Below are 23,150 nucleotides of genomic sequence, written 5' to 3' on the forward strand. Positions count from 1 at the left end.
CGCTGCCGCGCGCGGCCTGATCGCCGGGGCGCGCACGCTCAGCCGCTGCGCGGCCGGCACACCGCGGCGAGCACCGCGAGCGGGCCGCTCCGGCGCAGGCCGTCGATCTGGGAGCGGTCGCGCACGAAGAGCGAGCCGGCCCAGGCGAGCGAGTTGAGCGACACGTCGTCCCATTTCTCGCGCGTGCGTGGCACCAGCAGCAGCGCGCTGCGGCACACCAGCAGGTTGTAGGGCGGCATCGGGTCGGCGGCGCAGGGCAGCTCGAGCCGCGCGCAGGCGAGGCGGAAGGCGGCATGCACGGCCGCGGCGGCCTTCGCCGGGTGCGGCCACGCGGCCTCGTCCAGCCCTACCACCGCGTGCGCCCAGGGCAGCGCGGGGTTGTCGAGCACCTCACCGGGGCGCAGGGCAGGCAGGAAATCCCCCAGCGCCGAGGCCTGCGCCGGCACCCACTGCAGGTGCTTGTGCGCCTGGCTCGCCCCGGCGATGCGCCCGCCGTTGTAGAAGCCGAGGCCGCCGTGGGCCCCCACGACCGCGGCGAGCGCGGCGAAATCGGCCTCGTCGAGCGGCGCGCGCTGGTCCGCGAAGCGACGGGTGACGATGAGCAGGTGGCGGTCGATCACCGGGAACTTGTTCAGCACCACGAGGTGATCGTCGCCGAGCGCCGCGACCGTGAGCGCCGGCTCGGGCGGCAGGAAGGGGTTGAAGTCGGGCCGCCGGGCGGTGACGGTGTCGACCCGGGCGCGATCCTTGAGGGCCAGCGAGGACACCCAGCGCACCGAGAAGCGCAGCCCGTCCTGCTCCAGCCAGTCGAGCTCGGTGCGGATCGGCTGCAGCGCGCCGTCGGCAAGCGCCACGGCGATCACCTGGTCGGCGCGCGCGAGGAGGTCGCGGGCGGTGTCCGGGGCACCCGATGGGGAAACGGGGCTTGCGGCGTCGCACGCGGAGTCGGGGATGGGCGCAGCGGCGGCAGGCGGAGACTGGGCTGTGGACGCTGCGCTGGCGGCCGGGGCGTCGGCGTTTGCCGGGACGGCGCTTGCTGGAAGGTGTGCGGCGGGCGTGCTGGTCATGGGCGGGCGTGCGGGAGACAATGCCGCCATTTTGACACGTGGACCCGCGCGCGCAGTCGCGGCGGGCAGGAGGAATCGCGATGGCGATACGCTTTGAAGTGCGCGGGGAATACATCCAGCTCGACCAGTTGCTCAAGGCCGCCGGCCTGGTCGATTCCGGCGGCGCCGCGCATGCGGCGGTAGAGAACGGGCTGGTGAAGGTGGACGGCAAGCCCGAGCCGCGCAAGCGCGCCAAGCTGCGCCCCGGCCAGCGGGTGTCGTTTGCCGGCGAGGCCGTCGAGCTGGTCGCCGACGGCGCGTTATAGCGCGTTCATGCCGGAAGGAGCGCCGGCAGGCGCCAAAGCGGCGATCGTCTCCCCGCCCACGGTCATCGCCGGTTCGGCGGGTTCGCGGCTTCCGCCGCTCCTACATCGGTTCCGGAGCGCAGAGGCAACTGTAGGAGCGCCGGCAGGCGCGAAAGCGGCGATCGTCTCCCCGCCCACGGTCATCGCCGGTTCGGCGGGTTCGCGGCTTCCGCCGCTCCTACATCGGTTCCGGAGCGCGGACGCAAAGGTAGGAGCGCCGGCAGGCGCGAAAGCGGCGATCGTCTCCCCGCCCACGGTCATCGCCGGCTCGGCGGGTTCGCGGCTTCCGCCGCTCCTACATCGGTTCCGGAGCGCGGAGGCTTATGTAGGAGCGCCGGCAGGCGCGAAAGCGGCGATCGTCTCCCCGCCCACGGTCATCGCCGGTTCGGCGGGTTCGCGGCTGCCGCCGCTCCTACATTGGTTCCGGCGCTCCTGCATGGGCTTCGCCGCGCGGCGGTTTCCACAGGGGAGCCGGTGGGTGTTACAAGGCGTCCGGGAGCCTCAAGGCAACTGCGGCGACCGCTCCTTGCGGCCGCGCTGCGCGAGCAGCTCCCAGATCCGTCCGCCGGGGAGGTCGCGGCCGGTGAGGATGTATTCCAGGGTGTGCTCGTTGGCGATGATCAGGTCGATGTCCTCGAGCGCGCGCCGGGTGCCGGCGAAGAGCAGCTCGTCGCCGGCGCGGATCTTCTCGTCGGGGGCGGGCGTCATCACGTGGTCGTCGTCGTCGCGATCGAGGTAGAGCACCTCGCAGTCGAGCGCGATCGAGCGGTCGGCGGGCGAGCGCAGCAGGCGCTCGAGCGTGATCGTCTCGCCGCGCATCAGGCGGCGATACAGCGCCGGCGCGCGCGACAGGTTGATGCGCTGGCTGCGGATCTGCGGCACCCTCCAGCCGAGCCGGTGGGTCAGGCGGTGAAGCAGCGCGCCGCACCACTCCTCGTCGCGGCGGCGGATCTCGTCGAGGAAGGGCGCGAGCAGCGGCGTGCTCAGGATCGCGATGCATTCGTGCGCGATCACCCGGCTCGGCACCACGGTGATGTCCGACTCGAAGGCCTCGAAGAGGGCGCGATTGGATTCGTGGTTCTGGCGCAGGATCACGAAGAGCGCCTTGTTGAGCTCGCGCGCCGTGACCGCGATCGACAGGTTGTCCACATCCGAGCTTGTGCCGCACACGATCCCCGTCGCCTCGACCACACCGGCCTCGTGCAGGGCGTCGGCGCCGGTGCCGTCGCCCTGCACCCAGCGGTGGATGCCGTCGGGCTTGGGGTCGATGTCGATGATGGTCACCGGCACCGCCTCGGAGTCCATCGCATCGACCAGCAGGCGGCCGAAGCGGCCGTGGCCGCAGACGATCCAGTTGCCGCGCGGCGGGTCGCGGCGCTGCTCGACGTGGCTGCCGGGCAACCCGGTGAGCCAGCCGAAGAGCTGCGAGGCCTTGGGTGCGTGCAGCGAGAGCGCGAGCGTCTCGCTGAAACGCTCGAAGGGGTTGAGGATGTGGCGGGTGCCGAAGGAGGCCATGTTGGCCGAGGTCGCAGTACGCTCGGCCCGGCACAGCGCTGGCAGGCGCGGGGCGAGCAGGCGGGCGGCGATCGCGATCGCGAGGTTGGTGGCGTCGTCGTTGGTGAGTGCGATCACGCCGATGCAGCTGGCGTGGGTGAGCCCGGCGAACTTGAGCGTCTCGGGGTTGGCGGCGTCGGCGCACAGCGCGGGCACGTCGGCCGCGTAGCTGTGCAGGTCGAGCTCGCCGAGCTTGTTCTCGTCCAACTCGATCACCACCACGCGCAGCCCCATGCGGTCGAGCGCGTCGCAGATCAGGCGCCCGGTCTCGCCGTAGCCGCACACCAGGTAGAAGGGCTCGCGCAGCCGCCGCACGGCGCGCACGAAGCCCTGCATCGCGATCGCCTGGCGCAGGCTGCGGTCGGCGAGCAGGCTGAACACCGAGCCCAGGGTGTACGCCCAGCCGATCACCGACAGGTAGATGCTGACGATCACCCACAGCCGCTGCTGGTCCGAGAAGGTGTAGGGGATCTCGCCGAAACCGATCGTGGTCGCGGTGTAGCTGATGAAGTAGAAGGCGTGGAAGAAGCTGAGGTAGCTGGTCTGCCCATCGACGACCGGGCCGGGCACCAGGGTGAGCCCGAGCACCGAGATCGCGAACAGCACGATCAGCAGGATCAGCGGCGCACGCAGGCGACGCAGGATCAGCAGGAAGATGCTGTGATGGCGGGCGAGGGCCTGCTGCACGGCTCGGGCCTCGGTGGGTGGGGGGTCAGCGGCGCTGCATGATGGTTTCGGCGATCAGGATGATCACCGACACCACGTTGGCGAAGAGCGCGCCGCCCGAGAGCGAGACCACGCGCGCGGTCATCTCGGGGCTCAGGCCGCCTTCGCTGAGGTGGGCCGCGTAGCCCCACACCAGCGCCGCGGCGATCAGCTGCAGGTCGGCCACCAGGCTGGTGGACAGATGCACCGCGCCGATCTGCGTGCGGTCGCCGAACTTGAGCACGGTGGCGATCAGGCTGACCACCAGCGCGGCGAAGAGCTCGTAGATGTCGTGGTGCGCGGGGTTCTCGATGTCGCCGACGAAGAAGCCGAAGTTCAGCGTGGCCGCCAGCACGATGAAGAAGCCGAAGATGACTTTCTCGAGGTTCATGATCTTCCGTTGGGTGTGCGCGATGACGATGGGGCAATTATGCGCGCGCCACGGCCGCGATGTCGCGCGGCCTGGGCGGCACGCCGGCGCTCAGTCGTGGAGGTCGCCGTCGACGTAATACCAGCGCCCGCCTTCCTTCACGAAGCGGCTGGTCTCGTGCAGGCGCTGCGCGCGCCCGCCGATGCGGCAGCGGGCGAGGAACTCGACCTCGGCGCGGTCGTCGGCGAGCGGGCGGTGGGCGCGCACCTCGAGGCCGATCCATTTGGGCGGCGGCTGCTCGTCGAGCGCGAGGTTCTGCGGGCGGGTGGAGGGGTGCCAGCTCGCGAGCAGGTAGGCGGTGTCGCGCAGCGTGAAGGCGGTGTAGCGCGAGCGCATCAGCGCCTCGGCGGTCGGCGCCGGGCGCTCGCCCGACAGCGCCGGGCCGCAGCACGCGCCGAAGGCGCGGCCGGAGCCACAGGGGCAGGAAGTGGCGGGTTTCATGAGGCGAGAGTATAGCGAGCCGGACCGGGGCGCATGTAGGGTGGGCTGTAGCCGCGAATAGGGCCGACCGGAAATGGGCATGGATGGGAGGGGCAAGCGCTGCGTTCGCGCCTTCCGGCGCTCCTGCAGGACGGTGTGCGTGCAGGAGCGCGGGAGGGCGCGAATGCGGCGCGGTGCTCAGCGACCTCCGAGGATCCCGCGCAGCACGTAGGGCAGGATGCCGCCGTGGCGGTAGTACTCGATCTCGATCGGGGTGTCGATGCGGCACAGCAGGGGCACGGACTGCCTAGAGCCGTCGGCGCGCTCGATCTGTAGCGTGAGCTGCTGTTGCGGTGCCAGGCCGGCGGCGATGCCTTCCAGCGTGAACTTCTCGCTCCCATCGAGCCCCAGCGCCTGCCAGCTGTCCTCGCCGATGAACTGCAGCGGCAGCACGCCCATGCCGACCAGGTTGGAGCGGTGGATGCGCTCGAAGCTCCTCGCCACCACCGCCTTCACCCCGAGCAGCGCGGTGCCCTTGGCGGCCCAGTCGCGCGACGAGCCGGTGCCGTATTCCTCTCCCGCGAAGACCATGGTCGGCACGTCGCGTGCCATCCATGCGTTGGCCGCGTCGTACACCGTGGTTTGCTCGCCGTCGAGCAGGGTGTAGCCGCCCTCGACGCGGCTGCCGTCGGGGTTGGGTGGCAGCATCAGGTTCCTCACGCGCACGTTGGCGAAGGTGCCGCGCACCATCACGTCGTGGTTGCCGCGGCGCGAGCCGTAGGAGTTGAAGTCCTTCTTCTCCACCCCCTGCTCGCGCAGCCAGCGCCCGGCCGGGCTGGTCTCGCGGAAGGAGCCGGCGGGCGAGATGTGGTCGGTGGTCACCGAGTCGCCGAGCAGCAGCAGGGCGCGCGCGTCGTGGAGGTCGCTCGCCGGCGGGGGCGTCATGCCGAAGCCGTCGAAGAAGGGCGGGCAGGCGATGTAGGTGGAGGGCGGCCAGTCGTAGGCCTGCCCAGTGGGCGCGGGGATCGCGTTCCACAGGTCGTGGTCGCGGGTGAAGTCGGCGTACAGGCGGCGATAGGTGGCCGGGTCGGTGGCGAAGGGGAGGGCGGCGGCGATCTCGTCCGAGCTCGGCCAGAGGTCGCGCAGGAACACCGGCCGGCCGTCGCTGCCGGTGCCCAGCGGCTCCTGCGTCAGGTCGATGTTGGCGCGCCCGGCGAGCGCGAAGGCCACCACCAGCGGCGGCGAGGCGAGGTAGTTGGCGCGGAGGTTGGGGTGGATGCGGGCCTCGAAGTTGCGGTTGCCCGACAGCACCGCGGCCACCACCAGGTCGTGCTCGGCGATCGCCTCGTTGAACTCGGGGGCGAGGTCGCCGGCGTTGCCGATGCAGGTGGTGCAGCCGTAGCCCGCGAGCGCGAAGCCGAGCGTGGCGAGCGGCTCGAGCAGGCCGGCCTTGCCGAGGTAGTCGGTGACCACGCGCGAGCCGGGCGCGAGCGAGGTCTTGATATGCGGCTTCACGCGCAGGCCGTGCGCGACCGCCTTCTTCGCCAGCAGGCCGGCGGCGATCATCACCGCCGGGTTGCTGGTGTTGGTGCATGAGGTGATGGCGGCGATCAGCACATCGCCGTGGCCGAGGTCCACATCCCCGCGCGCGGTGGCGAAGCGGTCGTCGAGGTGGCCGGCCTCGCGGCCGAAGCCGTTCTCGGACACCGGCGCGGAGAACAGGCGCTCGAACGCCTGGCGCATGGCGGGCAGGGCGATACGGTCCTGCGGGCGCTTGGGGCCGGCGAGCGAGGGCTGGATGGTGGCGAGGTCCAGCACCAGCGTGCGCGTGTAGTCGATCTCGCCTGCGCACGGCACGCCGAACAGGCCCTGGGCGCGGAAGTAGGTTTCCAGCAGCGCGCACTCGGCCTCGTCGCGACCGGTGGCGCGCATGTACTCCACGGTCTTTCCGTCCACCGGGAAGAAGCCCATGGTGGCGCCGTACTCGGGCGCCATGTTGGCGAGGGTGGCGCGGTCGGTCACGGTCAGGCTGGCCGTGCCCTCGCCGAAGAACTCGACGAACTTGCCCACGACCTTCTCGCGGCGCAGCAGCTCGGTCACCGTGAGCACCAGGTCGGTCGCGGTGGTGCCGGCAGGCAGGCTGCCGCGCAGCTCCACGCCGATCACGTCGGGGGTGAGGAAGTACACCGGCTGGCCGAGCATGGCCGCCTCGGCCTCGATGCCGCCCACGCCCCAGCCCACCACGCCGACGCCGTTGATCATGGTGGTGTGCGAGTCGGTGCCCACCAGGGTGTCGGGGAAGCACAGGCCGTCGCGGGTGCGCACGCCGCGGAAGAGGTACTCGAGGTTGACCTGGTGCACGATGCCGATGCCCGGCGGCACCACGCGGAAGGTGTCGAAGGCCTGCATGCCCCACTTCATGAACTGGTAGCGCTCGCGGTTGCGCTCAAACTCGATCTCCATGTTGCGGCGCAGCGCGTCGGGCGTGCCGTAGTGGTCTACCTGCACCGAATGGTCGACCACCAGGTCCACCGGCACCAGCGGCTCGATGAGCTTGGCCTCGCGACCCTGCGCGACGGCCACGCTGCGCATCGCGGCGAGGTCGGCGAGCAGCGGCACGCCGGTGAAGTCCTGCAGCACCACGCGCGCGACCACGAAGGGGATCTCGGCGCTGCGCTCGGCCTCCGGCTGCCAGTTGGCGAGCTCGCGCACGTGCTCGGCGGTCACCTTGTTGCCGTCGCAGTGGCGCAGCACGGCCTCGAGGACGATGCGGATCGACACCGGCAGGCGCGAGATGCGGCCCAGCCCGGCTTCTTCCAGCGCAGGCAGCGAGTGATAGGAGAGGTGGCCGTCGGACGAGGGCAGGGGGCGGAGCGTATCGAACGGATTGGCGGACATCGCGGGTCTCCTTTTTCTGTTGGGCCCAATTCATGAAGATAGCCGTGCGGCGGCGAAGTTCCTGTAGGACCAGCCCGCCTGCCCTTGTAGGCGCGGCGGCAGCCGCGAATGGAGCGGTCGAATGACGGCAGCGTCGGCAGGCCCCCGAGCGCCGCTTTCGCGCCTGCCGGCGCTCCTACATGAACCGCCACGCGTTCCGGACCTCCTGTAGGCGCTGCGGCAGCTGCGAATCCGGCGGTCCGGCAAATGACGCGCGTCCCGGAAGCCACCGCCGCTTTCGCGCCTGCCGGCGCTCCTACATGAACCGCCACGCGTTCCGGACCTCCTGTAGGCGCTGCGGCAGCTGCGAACCCGGCGGTCCGGAAAATGACGCGCGCCCCGGAAGCCACCGCCGCCTTCGCGCCCGCCGGCGCTCCTGCGGTAAGCACGGAACGCGGGAGGTGTCGGGTGCGCGGGGATATCCCCCGCGGCGTGACGAAGGCGTAGAATTAGTCGGCTCGAATGCCGGGCGACGAGCCTCGGTGCTGCACTGCACCGCAAGTCTTATAAAAGACATATAATCTCGCCCGATCCGGTGGGGCCGACCCGTCCGGAGTCCCGATCACCGCCACCTAGTGAGGAAGTCGCCGTGCTTGAAGCCTACCGTGCCCATGTCGCCGAACGTGCCGCCCTCGGCATCCCGCCGCTGCCGCTCTCCAAGCAGCAGGCCGCCGAACTCGTCGAGCTGCTGAAGAACCCCCCCGCCGGTGAGGAGGCCTTCCTCGTCGAGCTGCTCACCTACCGCGTCCCCGCCGGCGTGGACGACGCCGCCAAGGTCAAGGCCGAGTTCCTGGCAAAGGTCGCCAAGGGCGAGGAAGCCTGTGGCCTGGTGTCGCGCGCGAAGGCCACCGAGCTGCTGGGCACCATGCTGGGCGGCTTCAACATCAAGCCGATGATCGACGTGCTGGGTGACGCCGAGGTGGGCGCCATCGCCGCCGACGGGCTGAAGAAGACCCTGCTGATGTTCGACTACTTCCACGACGTCAAGGAACTGGCCGAGAAGGGCAACGCCAACGCCAAGGCCGTCATGCAGTCGTGGGCCGACGCCGAGTGGTTCACCAGCCGCCCGGAAGTCCCCGCCTCGCAGAAGCTCACCGTGCTCAAGGTCACCGGCGAGACCAACACCGACGACCTGTCGCCCGCGCCCGACGCCTGGTCGCGCCCCGACATCCCGCTGCACGCGCTGGCCATGCTCAAGAACCCGCGTCCGGGCATCGAGCCGGAAGAAGCCGGCGTGCGCGGCCCGGTCAAGTTCATCGAAGACCTGCGCGCCCGGGGCAACCTGGTCGCCTACGTCGGCGACGTGGTCGGCACCGGTTCCTCGCGCAAGTCCGCCACCAACTCGGTGCTGTGGTTCACCGGCGAGGACATCCCCTACGTCCCGAACAAGCGCTTCGGCGGCGTGTGCCTGGGCTCCAAGATCGCCCCGATTTTCTTCAACACCATGGAAGACGCCGGCGCGCTGCCGATCGAGATCGACTGCGGCCAGATGGACATGGGCGACGAGATCGAACTCAAGGTCGACGCCCAGAGCGGCAAGGTCACCGCGCTCAAGAACGGCGCTGTGGTTGCCGAGTCGCAGTTGAAGACCCTGGTGATCCTCGACGAGGTGCGCGCCGGTGGCCGCATCCCGCTGATCATTGGTCGTGGCCTCACCACCAAGGCGCGCGAGGCCCTCGGCCTGCCGCCCTCGACCCTGTTCCGCCTGCCGCAGGCCCCCGCCGACACCGGCAAGGGCTTCAGCCTGGCGCAGAAGATGGTCGGCCGCGCCTGCGGCATGCCGCTCATTGGCGGAAATCAGCAGGGCATCCGCCCGGGTACCTACTGCGAACCCAAGATGACCACCGTCGGCAGCCAGGACACCACCGGCCCGATGACCCGCGACGAGCTCAAGGACCTCGCCTGCCTCGGCTTCTCTGCCGACCTGGTGATGCAGTCCTTCTGCCACACCGCGGCCTACCCGAAGCTGGTCGACGTCAAGATGCACCGCGAGCTGCCGAGCTTCATCAGCACCCGCGGCGGCGTCGCGCTGCGTCCGGGCGACGGCGTCATCCACTCCTGGCTCAACCGCCTGCTGCTCCCCGACACCGTCGGCACCGGCGGCGACAGCCACACCCGCTTCCCGATCGGCATCTCCTTCCCGGCCGGCTCCGGCCTCGTCGCCTTTGCCGCCGCCACCGGCGTGATGCCGCTCGACATGCCGGAATCGGTGCTGGTGCGCTTCAAGGGCAAGATGCAGCCCGGCGTCACGCTGCGTGACCTGGTCAATGCCATCCCGCTGTACGCCATCCGCCAGGGCCTGCTGACCGTCGAGAAGAAGGGCAAGAAGAACGTCTTCTCCGGCCGCATCCTCGAGATCGAAGGCCTGCCGGACCTGAAGGTCGAACAGGCCTTCGAGCTCACCGACGCCTCGGCCGAGCGCTCCGCCGCCGGCTGCACGGTCCACCTCAACAAGGAACCGATCGTCGAGTACATGAACTCGAACATCACCCTGATGAAGTGGATGATCGCCAACGGCTACCAGGACGCCCGCACCCTCAAGCGCCGCATCAAGGCCATGGAAGACTGGATCGCCAACGGCACGCTGCTGTCGGGCGACGCCGACGCCGACTATGCCGCGGTGATCGAGATCGACCTGGCCGACATCCAGGAGCCGATCGTCGCCTGCCCGAACGACCCGGACGACGTGAAGCTGCTGTCCGAGGTCGCCGGCGACAAGATCGACGAGGTCTTCATCGGCTCGTGCATGACCAACATCGGCCACTTCCGCGCCGCCGGCAAGGTGCTCGATGGCAAGTCCGACATCCCGACCCGCCTGTGGATTGCCCCGCCCACCAAGATGGACGCGATGATCCTCAACGAGGAAGGCTACTACGGCGTGCTCGGCAAGTCCGGCGCCCGCATGGAGATGCCGGGCTGCTCGCTGTGCATGGGCAACCAGGCGCAGATCCGCAAGGGCAGCACCGCGATGTCGACCTCGACGCGCAACTTCCCCAACCGCCTCGGCATCGACACCCGCGTCTATCTGGGTTCGGCCGAGCTGGCCGCGGTGTGCGCGCTGATGGGCAAGATCCCGTCGGTCGCCGAGTACATGGCGCAGGTGGAAGTGGTGAACAAGAAGGCTGCCGACATCTACCGCTACATGAACTTCGACCAGATCGAGGAATTCCGCTCGGTCGCGGATACGGTGGAAATCTGAGTCGGTAAGTAGCTCGAAGGCAGGACGGCCGGGAGGCCGTCTCGCCCGAGAACCCCTCGTCAGCGTCTGGCGGGGGGTTTTGCTTTAGGTGGGGCAGACGATCCCGGATTTCTCGAGCCCCATCATCCGAAGGGGCGAGCAAACCGGCGCAAGAGCCGTGACGGCAACTGTCCGTCGTCTTGGGCTTGCCCGCGTATCGACCGCTCGCCACCGCCGCGTTCGACGTACTGCGGTAGAGTTCGGCATGAATCACGATCCTGGCGTACGCACGATGAACCCCGCCCGCATCATCGATGAGCACTCCCCGGCCAACATCCCGATTCCGGACGAACAGGCAGCCGAGACCTGCTTGACGTGGCCCGTGGCGGAGCGTCGTGTAGCGCAATGGTTCGAAGAGAACCGCGCCGCGCTCGACAGCTCGAATGCATATGTCGAGAATCATGGCTTGCCGCTCGCGCCGTCTCGGAGCTTCTGATGGCGCGCTTCGACGTCTGCCGAAACGGCGCGGGCGCGGGCGAGGGCTTTCTGCTCGAACATGACACTGCCTGACGGTCTCTACGACCAACTGCTCACCGATGCCCTCCGTGACGCCGTCACTCGCACGACGGACGAGCGCACCCACAGCCTCCAGCCCCTCACCGCCGAAGACGCGCCCGAGCGCCTCGCAGACGCGCTCGCCGCCCAACTCTCTCGCATCCTCGACGACCTTCACGGTGACGGCGCCGACAAGCTCCGCCAACAGCTCGACCTCGTCAACTTCCTCCTCGTCAGCCTGAGGCAGCGCCTCGGCAAGCGCGCGGGCGATGCCGAGACGCTGTCCGCGCCGCCCCAGATTCTCCAGTCCATCCACCAGCGCTCGCCCAAGCCGGCCATTCCGGAAACCGGCCTGGCCTTCCCCTGGCTCTTCACCGCGGGCAAGGGTTCGCCCTCGCTGCTGACCGAGCTGCGCCGTGAGCTGGCGGCCTGCGATCAGGTGGACATCCTGGTGAGCTTCATCACCCATTCCGGCGTGCGCAAGCTGCTCGACATCCTGCAGTCGATCACTGCGGTCGGACCCGATGGCCAGCCGCGCACGCGCCTGCGCGTGCTCACCACCACCTACACCGGCGCCACCGAGATCCGCGCGCTGGATGAACTCGCGCGGCTGCCGGGCTGCGAGATTCGCGTGTCGCTGGATGGCCGCCGCACCCGGCTGCATGCCAAGGCCTGGCTGTTCCGCCGCCGCACCGGCTTCGGCTCCGCCTACGTGGGTAGCGCCAACCTGTCGGGCGCCGCCCTGATGGGCGGGCTGGAATGGACGGTGAAGTTCACCGAGCGCGGCCAGCCCGATCTGTTTGAACGCGCCAGCGCGCACTTCGAGACGCTGTGGGAAGACAGCGAGTTTCAGGGCTACGACCCCGCCAACCCGGCGCATCGCAAGGCGCTGGGCGAGGCGCTCAGGCGCGAGTCCGGGGACGAGCTGATCGCGCGCCCGACCTATTTCGACCTCGAGCCCAAGGCCTATCAGCAGGAGATGCTCGACCAACTGCAGCTCGAGCGCGATCACGATCGCTGGCGCAACCTGGTCGTCGCCGCGACCGGCACCGGCAAGACGGTGGTGGCGGCCTTCGACTACAAGCGGCTCTGCCAGCAGGCAGGTGGGCGGCCGCGGCTGCTGTTCGTGGCGCACCGCGAGGAGATCCTGAAGCAGGCGCTGCGCACCTATCGCGAGGTGCTGCGCGACCACGCCTTTGGCGAGGTGCTGGTCGGCGGCGTGCAGCCCGAGGGCTTCGAGCATCTGTTCGCCACCATCGACAGCGTGTCCGCGCGCGAGCTGGTGTTGCGCTGCGGGGCAGATTACTGGCACACCGTGGTGGTCGACGAGTGCCATCGCCTGGCGGCGGATCGCTTCGATGCCTTCGTGAGCGCCGTGCGTCCGCGCGTGCTGCTCGGCCTGACGGCGACGCCGGAGCGCAGCGACGGCAAGCCGATCCTGGGCTACTTCGACAACCGACCGGATGGCTCGCCGGCGGTCGAGCTTAGGCTCTGGCACGCGCTCGACCAGCAGTTGCTGTGCCCCTTCGAGTATTACGCCTGCGACGACGAGACGGATTTTTCTGCCGTGCCCTGGCAGCAGGCGGGGGAGGTGGCGGCGATCGACAGGCTGGTCACCGGCAACGACGCGCGCGCGCGGCTGGTGCTCGACGAGTGGCGGCGGCTGACGGGCGACCCCGCGCGCGGGCGGGCGCTGGTGTTCTGCGTCTCGGTGGCGCACGCGCAGGACATGACGGCGCGGCTGAACAAGGCCGGCATCAAGGCGCTGTGCGTCCTGGGCGACACGCCCACGGACGAGCGCCGGCGCGCGCCCGAGCTGCTCGCACGGGGCGAGGTCGCCGCGCTGGTGACCTGCGATCTGTTCAACGAGGGCGTCGACCTGCCGCTCGTCGATACGCTGCTGCTCCTGCGTCCGACGCAGAGCCCGGTGCTCTTCCAGCAGCAGATCGGCCGTGGGCTGCGCCTCGCCAAGGGCAAGGAGAGCTGCCTGATCCTCGATTTCGTCGGCCGGCACCGCGAGGAGTTCCGCTTCGATCGGCTGCTGTCGACGCTCACCGGGCTGTCGCGCGCGCAGCTGATCGAGGCGGTGGACAAGGGCTTCGGCCTGCTGCCGCCGGGTTGCCACATCCACCTGCAGCGCCAGACCCGCGAGCAGGTGCTGCGCAGCCTGCGCAAGCTGGTGCAGCAGAACTGGCGGCGGCTGAGGACGGAGCTGCAGGCCTACGCCGCACTGCGCGGACGCACCGACATCCGGCTCGCGAGCTTCCTCGCCGAGCAGGCGATCGAGCTCGACGACCTCTATCGCAGCAGCGGGCGCTCGGGCTGGACCAACCTCAAGCGCGACGCAGGGCTGCTGAGCACGCCGTCGGGCAGCGAGGACGACTACTTCGGTCGGCGGTTTGGCGATCTGCTGCACATCGACGACCCGGCGCGGACCGATCTGCTGCTGTCTTTGCGCGAGCCGGACGCGGCCTACCGGGCGCGGGATGAGCGCGATCGGCGCCTGCTGCAGATGCTGGCGTACCAGGTCGATGCGCAACAGCATCAGAAGGGGAGCGGCGAGGATTTCCTGCAGCGGCTGCAGCATCACCCCGAGCACACGGCCGAGCTCGCCGAACTGGGCGGGGTCTTGCAGGCGCGCAGCAGCTTGCGGGCGCAGCCGGTGCCGGGGCTGGAGGATGTGCCGCTCTGCCTGCACGCGGCCTATGGCATCCGCGAGATCCTGAGCGCGCTCGGCTGGCTGAGTCCGAGCCGGCGCACGCCCTTCCAGGCCGGCGTCCTCGCGCTGCACGAGCGCAAGGTCGAGCTGCTGTTCGTGACCCTGGACAAGCGCGAGGGCTATCACGAGCGCATCGCGTACCGGGATTACGCGATCAGCCCGGAGCTGTTCCACTGGCAGTCGCAGAACGCGGCGGGGCCGCAGACACCTGCGGGTCGTCGCTATCTGGAAAGCCCGGGCAACGGCTGGAGCTTCCAGCTTTTCGTTCGTGCAGCCAAGGGAACGCCGTATCGCGCCTGCGGCCCGGTGACGCTGGAGCGGGCCGAGGGCGCGAAACCGATGAGCATCCACTGGCGGCTGAGTGTCCCTTTGCCGAGTCGCTTATTCAGGGAGTTCAGCATCCTGCGGGGCGAGTAGGGGCCTTGCCGGCCGGGCGGCTTGCCCCGCCGAGGTCTAAACTGAAACTGAGAGAACCCGCTACCGGAGCCCCCCATGAACACAATCCTGCCCGCCACCTCCGCCCTTGCAGGCGGTAGTTTCCAGCCCGCCGACGCCGCCCGCCAGAACAGCGCCGCAGCTTCCCGCGTGCCGCGCCAGGAGCAGGTGTCCGAAGCCGCGCTGCGCAAGGATCTGAACGTCGGCATCCTGCAGGCCTCGATGGCGGTGTCGATCAGCGCGGGCGACGAGTCGCAGGCCTTGCTGTTCCGCACCGCGATCGAGGGCATCAACGAAGCGCTCGCGCCGACCTTGGGCCCGGATGCGATCCAGAACGCGATGGGTCAGGACAACTCCGCCGAGGCGACCGCCGGGCGCATCGTGTCGATGTCGACCGCGTTCTTCGAGGCCTACGCCGCGCGCCGTCCCGACGATGATCCCGAAGCCGTGCTGCGCGATTTCATGGACGTGATCCGCGGTGGCTTCGAGAAGGGCTTCGGTGAGGCGCGCGACATCCTGAGCGGGCTCGGCGTCTTCAACGGAGCGGTCGAGGTCGACGTGACGAAGACGCGCGAGTTGGTGCTGCAGGGTTACGACCGCTTCACGCTGGAACGGCTGCCGACGTCTGATCAGCAGGCGTGAGGTGTGGAAGTCCGCGACGCTTGGGGCGGCGCTCCTTGCGGCTTAAGTTGCGCTGTTTCCTGCCTTACGTTGCAGCAAGGTAAATCTCGACCGTGCGAAGACCGCGCGGATCAGGATGTTGGCGTCGATGACGAGCCGCCTATGCTGCATTCTGGTTCTTGCGCCAGGCCTTGAAATCGAGCGGCAACTCGTCTTCGGTGATCCCGAGGCGGGTCATCTCTAACTGCATTCGCCGTCCCGCTTCGATGAGCGCGGCCCGCTCCGATTGATTGGGGTGCTTGGGTACAGGAATGTAGAGGCCGATCGTCTGGCCGAGGCGAGTGACCTCGATCGGAGTGGACGATTCCAGGTACTCGGCGAGCTTGGCGCGCAGCTCAAGCATGCCGATGCGCAGGCTCATTGCTTTCTGCATGTCGATGAATTGAGTACGCAATTTATGGCGCATTGAATCCGGAATGGCGCCCGGCCTCGCCACGCGCTGCAAGCCGGGTTAGCTGAATTTCCCGCCCGCTCATGCGTCTGCACCGAGCCCTGCAGTCTTGGTCCTCGGGAGCCACCACGCCTCCGCAATCAGCGCGTAGGACTTGAGTCGCGCCGCGTGATCGAAGATTTGCGCGGTGAGGACGAGTTCGTCCGCGGCGGTGCGTTCGATCAGCGCTTGCAGTCCCTCGCGCACCGCGCCCGGCGATCCGACCGCCGAGCACGCCAGCGACTCGTCGGCAAACGCCCGTTCGACGACCCGGCGCGAACCGATCTGCTGTGCGCGCTGCGCGAGCCGGAGGTGGTCTACCGGGTGCGGGACGAGCGCGATCGGCGCCTGCTGCAGATGCTCGCCTACCAGGTCGATGCGCAGCAGCATCAGAAGGGGAGCGGCGAGGAGTTCCTGCAGCGGCTGCAGCATCACCCCGAGCATGCGGCGGAGCTTGCCGAGCTGGGCGGGCTCTTGCAGGCGCGCAGCAGCTTGCGGGCGCAGGCGGTGCCGGCTGGGCGTGCCTTTGCCGGGGCGGCTGTTCCGGGAGTGCAGCATCTTGCGCGGCGATTGAGCTGCAAACCGCGTGTTTCGTAAAAGGCGTGAGCCTTGCGATCGGCGATAATCCCCCCATGAGCCCGCGCCGCCTCCCCACCCGTATCGTCTGTCTGACCACCGAGACCGTCGAGGTCCTCTACGCCCTGGGCGAGGAGGACCGCATCGCAGGCATCAGTGGCTACACCGTGATCCCCCCGCGCGCGCGCAAGGAGAAGCCCAAGGTCTTCGCCTTCTCCAGCGGCGACCTCGAGAAGATCCGCGCGGTCGGGCCGGACCTGGTGCTGGGGTTCTCCGACATGCAGGCGGACGTGGCGCGCGAGCTGATCAAGGCGGGCGTGGCGGTGCATGTGTTCAACCAGCGCAGCGTCGAGGGCATCCTGGCGATGATCGAGACGCTGGGCCGGCTCGTTGGCGCGGAGAATAGGGCGCTCGCCCTGGTGGCGGAACTCGAGGCGACGATGGACGCGGTGCGCGCGCGGGCGGCGGCGCTGCCGCGGCGGCCACGGGTGTATTTCGAGGAGTGGGACGACCCGCCGATCAGCGCGGTGGGCTGGGTGTCGGAGCTGATCGGGATCGCCGGCGGCGAGGACGTCTTCGCCGAGCGCTCGCGCCACCCGGGCGCGGCGCAGCGCATCCTGGCCGATCCGCTGGAGGCGGCGCGGGCGGCGCCCGACATCGTGGTGGGCTCGTGGTGCGGCAAGCGCTTCCGCCCCGAGCGCGTGGCCGCGCGCGCGGGCTGGGAGGCGGTACCGGCGGTGCGCGACGGCGAGCTGCACGAGGTGAAATCGGCGCTGATCCTCGCGCCCGGTCCGGTGGCGATCCGCGAGGGCCTGCCGGCGCTGGCGGAGATCATCGTGCGCTGGGCGGGGCGCGCGCCTGCCGGTTACAGCGCGGGCCGTTGACAGTGCGGAATTCAGCGCGCTATAAAAACGTGAGTTCCGCAGGTCATGTCGCAAGCCGTGGCGTATTCCGATCATTCCAAGGCTACGGTTGCATCCATTGCAGTTCAAAACCGGAGGGGGTCAAGTGAATAAACAGGAACTGGTTGCAAGCATCGCGGAGAAGGCTGGCATGACCAAGGCGGATGCGGCGCGCGCGCTGGACGCGACCGTCGCCGCGGTGACCGAGGCCCTCCGCCAGAACGAAACGGTCACCCTGGTGGGCTTCGGCTCCTTCTACGTCGGCGAGCGCGCCGCGCGCACCGGGCGCAACCCGCGTACCGGCAAGAACATCAAGATCAAGGCGGCCAAGGTTCCGAAATTCCGCGCTGGCAAAGGGCTGAAGGATTCTGTAAACTAGCGGACTTTGCTGCTCCGGCATCCGCGTCGGGGAAAGCGCGGGTGCTTAGCTCAGTCGGTAGAGCGTCGCCCTTACAAGGCGAATGTCGGCGGTTCGACCCCGTCAGCACCCACCACGAACACGCTGATTTTTCAGCGAAATGAAAGGCCCGGACAGCGTTCCGGGCCTTTTTGCTTGGGCGTGGGGTTCCGCGCGCGGGTGGGCGCGTGGCCTCGGCGTCACCACCGCATTCGCGCCTGGCGCATCGCGAAGCACCACCCGCCCGCACGCCCCTCCTGCAACAGCCCGTTTCCTCGCCCGCCCCGCGATCCGGTTTAAAATATCAACCCTTGATGTAAATGCGCGACGTCGTCGAGGTGGCCACGGCAAGCGCCTCGCGTGCACGGCTGCTCGCCCGCACCGCAGGCGCCCCAAGCCTCGACAAGCCCGGACCGGAATCGGTCGGCGACCACCGCGACTCGTCGCATCACCTGTTGCCTGCCACCGCCCGGAGCCCGCCGATGTCCCTGTCCCGACTGTTCTCCCTGCCCGCCGCATTGTCCGCGGGGCGGCGCGAGATGGCGCTGGGGACGCTGGGGGTGGCGGTGGGGCTGGGATGCACCGAGTGGATCGGCTACCTGGCGCTGGGCGGGCAGGTGCCGTGGTTCATCATCCCGATGGGGGCCTCGGCGGTGCTGCTGTTCTGCGTGCCGGCGAGCCCGCTCGCGCAGCCCTGGCCGAGCCTGGCCGGCAACCTGGTGTCGGCGCTGATCGGGGTGGGGTGCTACCGCTGGCTTGGCGAGACCGGCGCGGCGGTCGCGCTCGCCGGCTGCCTCGCGGTGGGGGCGATGTTCGTGCTGCGCTGCCTGCATCCGCCGGGTGGGGCGGTGGCGCTGACGGCGGTGCTGGGCGGCCCGCTGGTGCATGAGCTCGGCTACGGCTTCGCGCTGATGCCGGTGCTCGCCAACACCTTGGCGATGCTGGTGGTCGCCTTCCTGTTCAACAACCTGGTGGGGCGACGTTACCCGCATCTGGCGCCGACGCGAGCGCAGCCGCACGACACCGCCGATCCGCTGCCGAGCAAGCGCGTCGGCTTTCGTGCGGAAGACCTCGACGCGGCGCTGGCCTCCTTCGGCGAGGTGCTCGACGTCGATCGCGACGACCTCGAGGAGATCATGGTGCGCGCGCAGATGAACGCGCGCCGGCGCACCTGGGGCGCGCTGCGCTGCGCCGACATCATGTCGCGCGACGTGGTGAGCGTGGGGCCGCAGGCGCCGGTGGGCGAGGCCTGGTCGCTGCTCGCGCACCACCGCATCAAGGCCTTGCCGGTGGTCGAGGAGGGCGGCCGGCTGGTCGGCATCGTGTCGGTGCCGGACTTCTTCATCGATCGCCATAACCCCGAGCCGCAGCCGGTGCCGCGCATGAGCACCGCGCGCGTGGTCGCCGAGATCATGAGCGCGCGCGTGCGCAGCGCCCGCCCCGGGCAGTCGCTCGCCGACCTGGTGGGTGCGTTCTCGGACGGCGGCCTGCATCACCTGCCGGTGGCCGACGAGGACGGCAGGCTGGTCGGCATGATCACCCAGTCGGACGTGGTGGCGGCGCTCTTCGCCGGCGAGCGGACCACTTAGGGGCTGGGGCGGCCTCGGATGCATGGTCGCGCGAAGGAGTAGCATTGCAGATGGATAGCCGTCACAAGGGAGAACGACTCATGAATGATCGAACGAATGCCGCGAGCGGCCAGACCCGCGTCGAGAAGCTCAAGGAGATGCTCGACTTCCAGCAGCAGGCGATCGTGAGCCGCATGCTGGTGAAGAACGCCGCCGGCAGCGTCACGCTGTTCGCCTTCGACAAGGGCGAGGGCCTCAGCGAGCACACCGCGCCCTTCGACGCGCTGCTGATCGGCGTGGAGGGCGAGGCCGAGGTGCGCGTCGACGCCGACCTTCATCGGCTGGGTGAGGGTGCGACGCTGTTGATCCCCGCGGGGGCGCCTCATGCGGTGGCGCCGTGCTCGCAGTTCAAGATGCTGCTGGTGATGCTCAAGGGCGAGCGCAAGGCCTGAGCGCGGAGGTGCCGCGCCCGGCCGCGTGTCGGGTGGCCCGTGCGGGGTCGAGCGTGTCGGCGTCCCGGGCGCCGTAATGGAGAGTGTGGTCATGGCGAAGAAATTTCCCCTGCATCCGAAGAACCCCGAGCGCATCTGCTGGGGGTGCGACAAATATTGCTCGGTCGATGCGCTTGGCTGCGGCAACGGCTCGGGCCGCACCCAGCACCCGATCGAGCTGCTCGGCGAGGACTGGTACACCTATGGAGACTGGGGCATCGACCCGGAGGATCCCGCGACGCCCGGCAAGAAGAAGGCGGAATGAGCTGGCCGGCGAGGGGGCGGTGGAGCGCATCGTCACGCGCCTGAAACCTGGGTGGAAGACGATCGCGGACGTTGCGGAATGGATTCCGGGCGCTTGCCGGCGGGTTTGCAAAAAGAATTGCTGCAGTGCAGCAAAAAAGGGTTGACGACCGGATTCGGGGCGCTATAATCGACTTCATTGTGCGGTGCCGCAAAACGAAGCCGGAAGGGTTTCGGGTAACAAGGCCGCATGGACCGCAAGATTTTTTACGCTTCATCGACTCCACTGCAATTCACCCAGGAAACCAGCCATGACCAAGATCCAGACCCCCGAGCAGTTCGCCGCCGCCGGCCAAGCCAACCTCGAAGCCATGATGTCGCTCGCCAACAGCGCCATCGCCCGCGCCGAGCGCCTGGCTGAACTCAACCTCAACACCGTGCGTTCGGTGCTCGAGGACAGCGTCGCCACCACCCGCAAGCTGGCCGAAGCCAAGGACCCGCAGCAGCTCGCCAAGCTCCAGGGCGAACTGACCAAGCCGATGCTCGACAAGGCCGTCGCCTACGCCCGCAGCGTCCAGGAGATCGCGACCGAGGGTCAGCAGGAAGTCTCGAACCTGTTCGAGAAGCAGATCGCCGACCTGAACAAGCGCTTCCACGACATGCTCGAGCAGGCCGCCAAGCAGGCGCCCGCCGGTTCCGAGGGTGTGTTCGAGGCCGTCCGTTCGGCGATGAGCACCGCCAACAGCCTGTACGACAACGCCAGCAAGGCCGCCCGCCAGGCCGCTGAAGTCGCCGAAGCCAACATGGCCGCCGCGACCGAAGCCACCGTCAAGGCCGTCGGCGCCGCGACCAAGAAGTAATCGCGTCACCGCCAGGAGGCGTCCGCGCCTCCTCGCAGCAAGAGGCCGCCCGGCACCCGCCGCGCGGCCTTTTTGTCGTGGTCGCGATCGTTCCAGAAGCTGGTCCCGGTTAGTGCAGGAGCGCCGGGAGCCGCGAACATCACCACATCCGTCCCCGCCGACGCGCGTCTCCAGCCCCACCAGCGCGTTCGCGCCTGCGGTTGCTCCTGCGGGAGGGCGTTGCGGCTTGGTCCGATGTAGGAGCGGCGCAAGCCGCGAGCCCGACCTTCAAGCAATCGACGCGCATCCCGCCCGCACCGTGCCTCGCATCGCGCAATGCCGTGCTGCAATGCCGTGCTTGACGCCCGGCGGCGCGCCTTCTAAAATGCGGCCTCTTTTCGGGAGGGCGGTTAGCTCAGCGGTAGAGCACTGCCTTCACACGGCAGGGGTCACTGGTTCGATCCCAGTACCGCCCACCACCCACCGCCGCGGTGGCGTTCCTTCCGGAAATTCCTGCACCAGGATGCGGCTCTCGCTTCCTCGGCAGGGCGGTTAGCTCAGCGGTAGAGCACTGCCTTCACACGGCAGGGGTCACTGGTTCGATCCCAGTACCGCCCACCAGACACCCGAACGCCCGGCCCTCGCGCCGGGCGTTCTCGTTCTTGCGCCGACACCACCGTTTCCGCCAGCCCCGGCGCCCGGCCATGCGGTTACGATTGGACCTCTTCCAGACCAGCTCTGCCGGAGCCTGCCGATGCCCGCCCGTTCCACCCGCTCGCCCGCTGCCGCCCCGGCGCGCCATGACCGTCCATTGCCCGCGGTCGAATACCACATCCGGCCTGCGAACCCTGGCGCCCACCTCTTCGAGGTGAGCTGCACGGTGGCCGAGCCCGACCCCGCGGGGCAGGTCTTCAGCCTGCCGGCGTGGATCCCGGGCAGCTACATGATCCGCGAGTTCGCGCGCAACATCGTGCGCATCCGCGCCGAGGCCGATGGCGTGCCGTGCGCGCTGGAGAAGCTCGACAAGCACACCTGGCGCGCGGCGGCGGTACGGGGCGCGCGCGTGCTGAGCGTGCAGTACGAGGTCTATGCCTGGGACCTGTCGGTGCGCACCGCCCACCTCGACACCACCCACGGCTTCTTCAACGGCACGAGTGTCTTCCTCGCGGTGGCAGGCCGCAGCGATGCGTCCTGCGTGGTGAGCATCGAGCGCCCCGAGGGCGAGATCGGTCGCGACTGGAAGCTCGTCACCGCGCTGCCGCCCGAGCACGGCCGCCTGGGCCAGGCCTGCCGCTTCGGTCGCTTCCGTGCGGCGGACTACGATGAGCTGATCGACCATCCGGTCGAGATGGGCCGCTTCACGCTGGCGCGCTTCGAGGCCGCGGGGGTGCCGCACGACATCGCGCTCACCGGCCGCCACGACTGCGACCTCGAGCGCCTGTGCGCCGACCTGCGCCGCATCTGCGAATGGCAGATCGCGCTCTTCGGCACGCCGGCGCCGGTGGAGTACTACGCCTTCCTGACCATGGTGGTGGGCGAGGGCTACGGCGGGCTGGAGCATCGCGCCTCGACCGCGCTGATCTGCAGCCGCGCCGAGCTGCCGTGGAAGGGCATGGAGGGCCTGCCCGACGGCTACAAGAGCTTCCTCGGGCTGTGCAGCCACGAGTACTTCCACACCTGGAACGTCAAGCGCATCAAGCCGGCGGCGTTCACGCCCTACGACCTCGCGCGCGAGAACCACACCCGGCTGCTGTGGGCCTTCGAGGGCTTCACCTCGTATTACGACGACCTCGCCCTGGTGCGCAGCGGCGTGATCGGCGTCGACGACTACCTCGGGCTGCTCGGCAAGACCATCGCCAACGTGCTGCGCGGCAGCGGCCGCCTCAAGCAGAGCGTGGCGGAGTCCTCGTTCGACGCGTGGACCAAGTACTACCGCCAGGACGAGAACGCGCCCAACGCCATCGTCAGCTACTACGCCAAGGGCGCGCTGATCGCGCTCGCGCTCGACCTGCAGCTTCGTGCCGGCAGCGAGGGGGCGGCGAGCCTGGACGACGTGATGCGCCTGCTGTGGCAGCGCCATGGCCTCACGGGGGTCGGCGTGCCCGAGGACGGCATCTTCGCCGCGGTGCGCGAGGTGGGCGGCGAACGCCTCGGCGTGCGTCTGGCGAAGTGGCTGCAGAAGGCGGTGGAGGGCTGCGAGGACCTGCCGCTGGCGCGCCTGCTGCGTCCCTTCGGCGTGACCCTGCGCGCCGAGGCGGCGGGGGGCGCGCCCGTGCTCGGGCTGAAGCTTGGCGGAGGCGGTGGCGAGGCGAAGGTCGCCAATGTGTATGACGAGGGGCCGGCGCAGGCGGCGGGCATCGCGGCCGGGGACGTGCTGGTCGCGCTCGACGGGCTCCGGGTCGCGAACGCCAAGGCGCTGGACGATCTGCTCGCCCGCCGCCGCGCCGGCGACGAGGTCGAACTGCACCTCTTCCGGCGCGACGAGCTGATGCGCTTTCGCGCAGTGCTCGCGGTGGCGCCTGCCGAGCGCCAGGAGCTGAAGCTCGCCGCGCGCGCCGACAGCGCGGCGGCGAAGCTGAGGCGGGACTGGCTGGGGGCGTGATCGCTTTCGGGCAGGGCTGCGGGGCGCGGCTCGCGGAGGGGGCGGGGTCGCGCCCCGGGCGAAGCGGGGCGGGCGCT

At 69.4% G+C, this 23,150-nt stretch carries 19 protein-coding genes and 3 tRNA genes; 15 read left to right on the plus strand and 7 right to left on the minus strand.

Annotated features, from left to right (window positions below; all coding sequences use genetic code 11):
- Nucleotides 1–38: 38 nt before the first annotated feature.
- On the minus strand, nt 39–1,067 hold the full coding sequence (locus C667_RS09120; protein WP_039921121.1) for an ATP adenylyltransferase family protein: 1,029 nt from the start codon (nt 1,065–1,067) through the stop codon (nt 39–41).
- Between the two features lie 80 nt (nt 1,068–1,147).
- Between C667_RS09120 and C667_RS09125 the strand changes: the two genes are divergently transcribed.
- On the plus strand, nt 1,148–1,372 hold the full coding sequence (locus tag C667_RS09125) for an RNA-binding S4 domain-containing protein (RefSeq protein WP_004361470.1): 225 nt from the start codon (nt 1,148–1,150) through the stop codon (nt 1,370–1,372).
- 540 nt (nt 1,373–1,912) lie between these two features.
- Here C667_RS09125 and C667_RS09130 read toward each other — a convergent pair.
- From C667_RS09130 to acnA, 4 genes are all read right to left on the minus strand, one after another.
- Nucleotides 1,913–3,652: a potassium channel family protein gene (locus C667_RS09130; protein ID WP_004361472.1), complete on the minus strand. Its 1,740-nt coding sequence runs from the start codon at nt 3,650–3,652 to the stop codon at nt 1,913–1,915.
- A 25-nt stretch (nt 3,653–3,677) separates the two neighbouring features.
- Nucleotides 3,678–4,061 (minus strand): DUF6394 family protein, encoded by a 384-nt coding sequence (locus C667_RS09135; protein ID WP_004361474.1) that lies wholly within the window; start codon nt 4,059–4,061, stop codon nt 3,678–3,680.
- Between the two features lie 90 nt (nt 4,062–4,151).
- Nucleotides 4,152–4,541, minus strand: coding sequence for a YchJ family protein (locus C667_RS09140; RefSeq protein ID WP_004361475.1), 390 nt, complete (start codon nt 4,539–4,541; stop codon nt 4,152–4,154).
- A gap of 177 nt (nt 4,542–4,718) precedes the next feature.
- Complete coding sequence (gene acnA / locus C667_RS09145; protein ID WP_004361476.1) at nt 4,719–7,418, minus strand: aconitate hydratase AcnA; 2,700 nt, start codon at nt 7,416–7,418, stop codon at nt 4,719–4,721.
- 628 nt (nt 7,419–8,046) lie between these two features.
- Here acnA and acnB point away from each other — a divergent pair.
- The 4 genes from acnB (at nt 8,047) to C667_RS09165 (ending at nt 14,986) form a co-directional block, all read left to right on the plus strand.
- A complete protein-coding gene (acnB, locus tag C667_RS09150; RefSeq protein ID WP_004361477.1) occupies nt 8,047–10,656 on the plus strand; it encodes a bifunctional aconitate hydratase 2/2-methylisocitrate dehydratase in 2,610 nt (869 codons plus the stop codon).
- Nucleotides 10,657–10,900: 244 nt separating this feature from the next.
- Nucleotides 10,901–11,131, plus strand: a complete 231-nt coding sequence (locus C667_RS09155; RefSeq protein ID WP_039921123.1) for a type II toxin-antitoxin system CcdA family antitoxin — start codon at nt 10,901–10,903, stop codon at nt 11,129–11,131.
- Nucleotides 11,132–11,191: 60 nt separating this feature from the next.
- Nucleotides 11,192–14,326: a DEAD/DEAH box helicase gene (locus tag C667_RS09160; protein ID WP_004361479.1), complete on the plus strand. Its 3,135-nt coding sequence runs from the start codon at nt 11,192–11,194 to the stop codon at nt 14,324–14,326.
- Nucleotides 14,327–14,401: 75 nt separating this feature from the next.
- Nucleotides 14,402–14,986, plus strand: coding sequence for a DUF5610 domain-containing protein (locus C667_RS09165; RefSeq protein ID WP_004361480.1), 585 nt, complete (start codon nt 14,402–14,404; stop codon nt 14,984–14,986).
- Between the two features lie 139 nt (nt 14,987–15,125).
- On the opposite strand, the gene C667_RS09170 is transcribed toward C667_RS09165, so the two are convergent.
- On the minus strand, nt 15,126–15,386 hold the full coding sequence (locus C667_RS09170) for a hypothetical protein (protein ID WP_004361481.1): 261 nt from the start codon (nt 15,384–15,386) through the stop codon (nt 15,126–15,128).
- A gap of 111 nt (nt 15,387–15,497) precedes the next feature.
- Entirely contained in the window at nt 15,498–16,013 is a 516-nt protein-coding gene (locus tag C667_RS26180; protein ID WP_004361483.1) for an LLM class oxidoreductase, read from the minus strand.
- A gap of 74 nt (nt 16,014–16,087) precedes the next feature.
- On the opposite strand from C667_RS26180, the gene C667_RS09180 reads away from it, so the two are divergent.
- The 10 genes from C667_RS09180 to C667_RS09225 all read left to right on the plus strand — a co-directional run bounded on the left by C667_RS09180 (nt 16,088) and on the right by C667_RS09225 (nt 23,073).
- The gene (locus C667_RS09180; protein WP_004361485.1) at nt 16,088–16,915 is read left to right on the plus strand and encodes an ABC transporter substrate-binding protein; all 828 of its coding nucleotides are present in this window, start codon (nt 16,088–16,090) and stop codon (nt 16,913–16,915) included.
- 124 nt (nt 16,916–17,039) lie between these two features.
- Nucleotides 17,040–17,312 carry an HU family DNA-binding protein gene (locus tag C667_RS09185; protein ID WP_004361487.1) on the plus strand — a complete coding sequence of 91 codons (273 nt, stop codon included), beginning with the start codon at nt 17,040–17,042 and terminating at the stop codon, nt 17,310–17,312.
- Between the two features lie 39 nt (nt 17,313–17,351).
- Nucleotides 17,352–17,427: transfer RNA gene (locus C667_RS09190), tRNA-Val, on the plus strand.
- A gap of 385 nt (nt 17,428–17,812) precedes the next feature.
- On the plus strand, nt 17,813–18,919 hold the full coding sequence (locus C667_RS09195) for an HPP family protein (protein ID WP_039921128.1): 1,107 nt from the start codon (nt 17,813–17,815) through the stop codon (nt 18,917–18,919).
- Between the two features lie 80 nt (nt 18,920–18,999).
- Nucleotides 19,000–19,350, plus strand: coding sequence for a cupin domain-containing protein (locus tag C667_RS09200; RefSeq protein WP_004361491.1), 351 nt, complete (start codon nt 19,000–19,002; stop codon nt 19,348–19,350).
- Between the two features lie 91 nt (nt 19,351–19,441).
- Nucleotides 19,442–19,654, plus strand: a complete 213-nt coding sequence (locus tag C667_RS09205) for a DUF3079 domain-containing protein (RefSeq protein WP_004361493.1) — start codon at nt 19,442–19,444, stop codon at nt 19,652–19,654.
- A gap of 289 nt (nt 19,655–19,943) precedes the next feature.
- Entirely contained in the window at nt 19,944–20,492 is a 549-nt protein-coding gene (locus C667_RS09210) for a phasin family protein (RefSeq protein ID WP_004361495.1), read from the plus strand.
- 383 nt (nt 20,493–20,875) lie between these two features.
- Nucleotides 20,876–20,950, plus strand: a tRNA-Val gene (locus tag C667_RS09215).
- 67 nt (nt 20,951–21,017) lie between these two features.
- Nucleotides 21,018–21,092 (plus strand) — tRNA-Val (locus C667_RS09220).
- 133 nt (nt 21,093–21,225) lie between these two features.
- Complete coding sequence (locus C667_RS09225) at nt 21,226–23,073, plus strand: M61 family metallopeptidase (protein WP_039921125.1); 1,848 nt, start codon at nt 21,226–21,228, stop codon at nt 23,071–23,073.
- Nucleotides 23,074–23,150: the final 77 nt, after the last annotated feature.

Source organism: Thauera phenylacetica B4P (assembly GCF_000310225.1).
Classification (GTDB): domain Bacteria; phylum Pseudomonadota; class Gammaproteobacteria; order Burkholderiales; family Rhodocyclaceae; genus Thauera; species Thauera phenylacetica.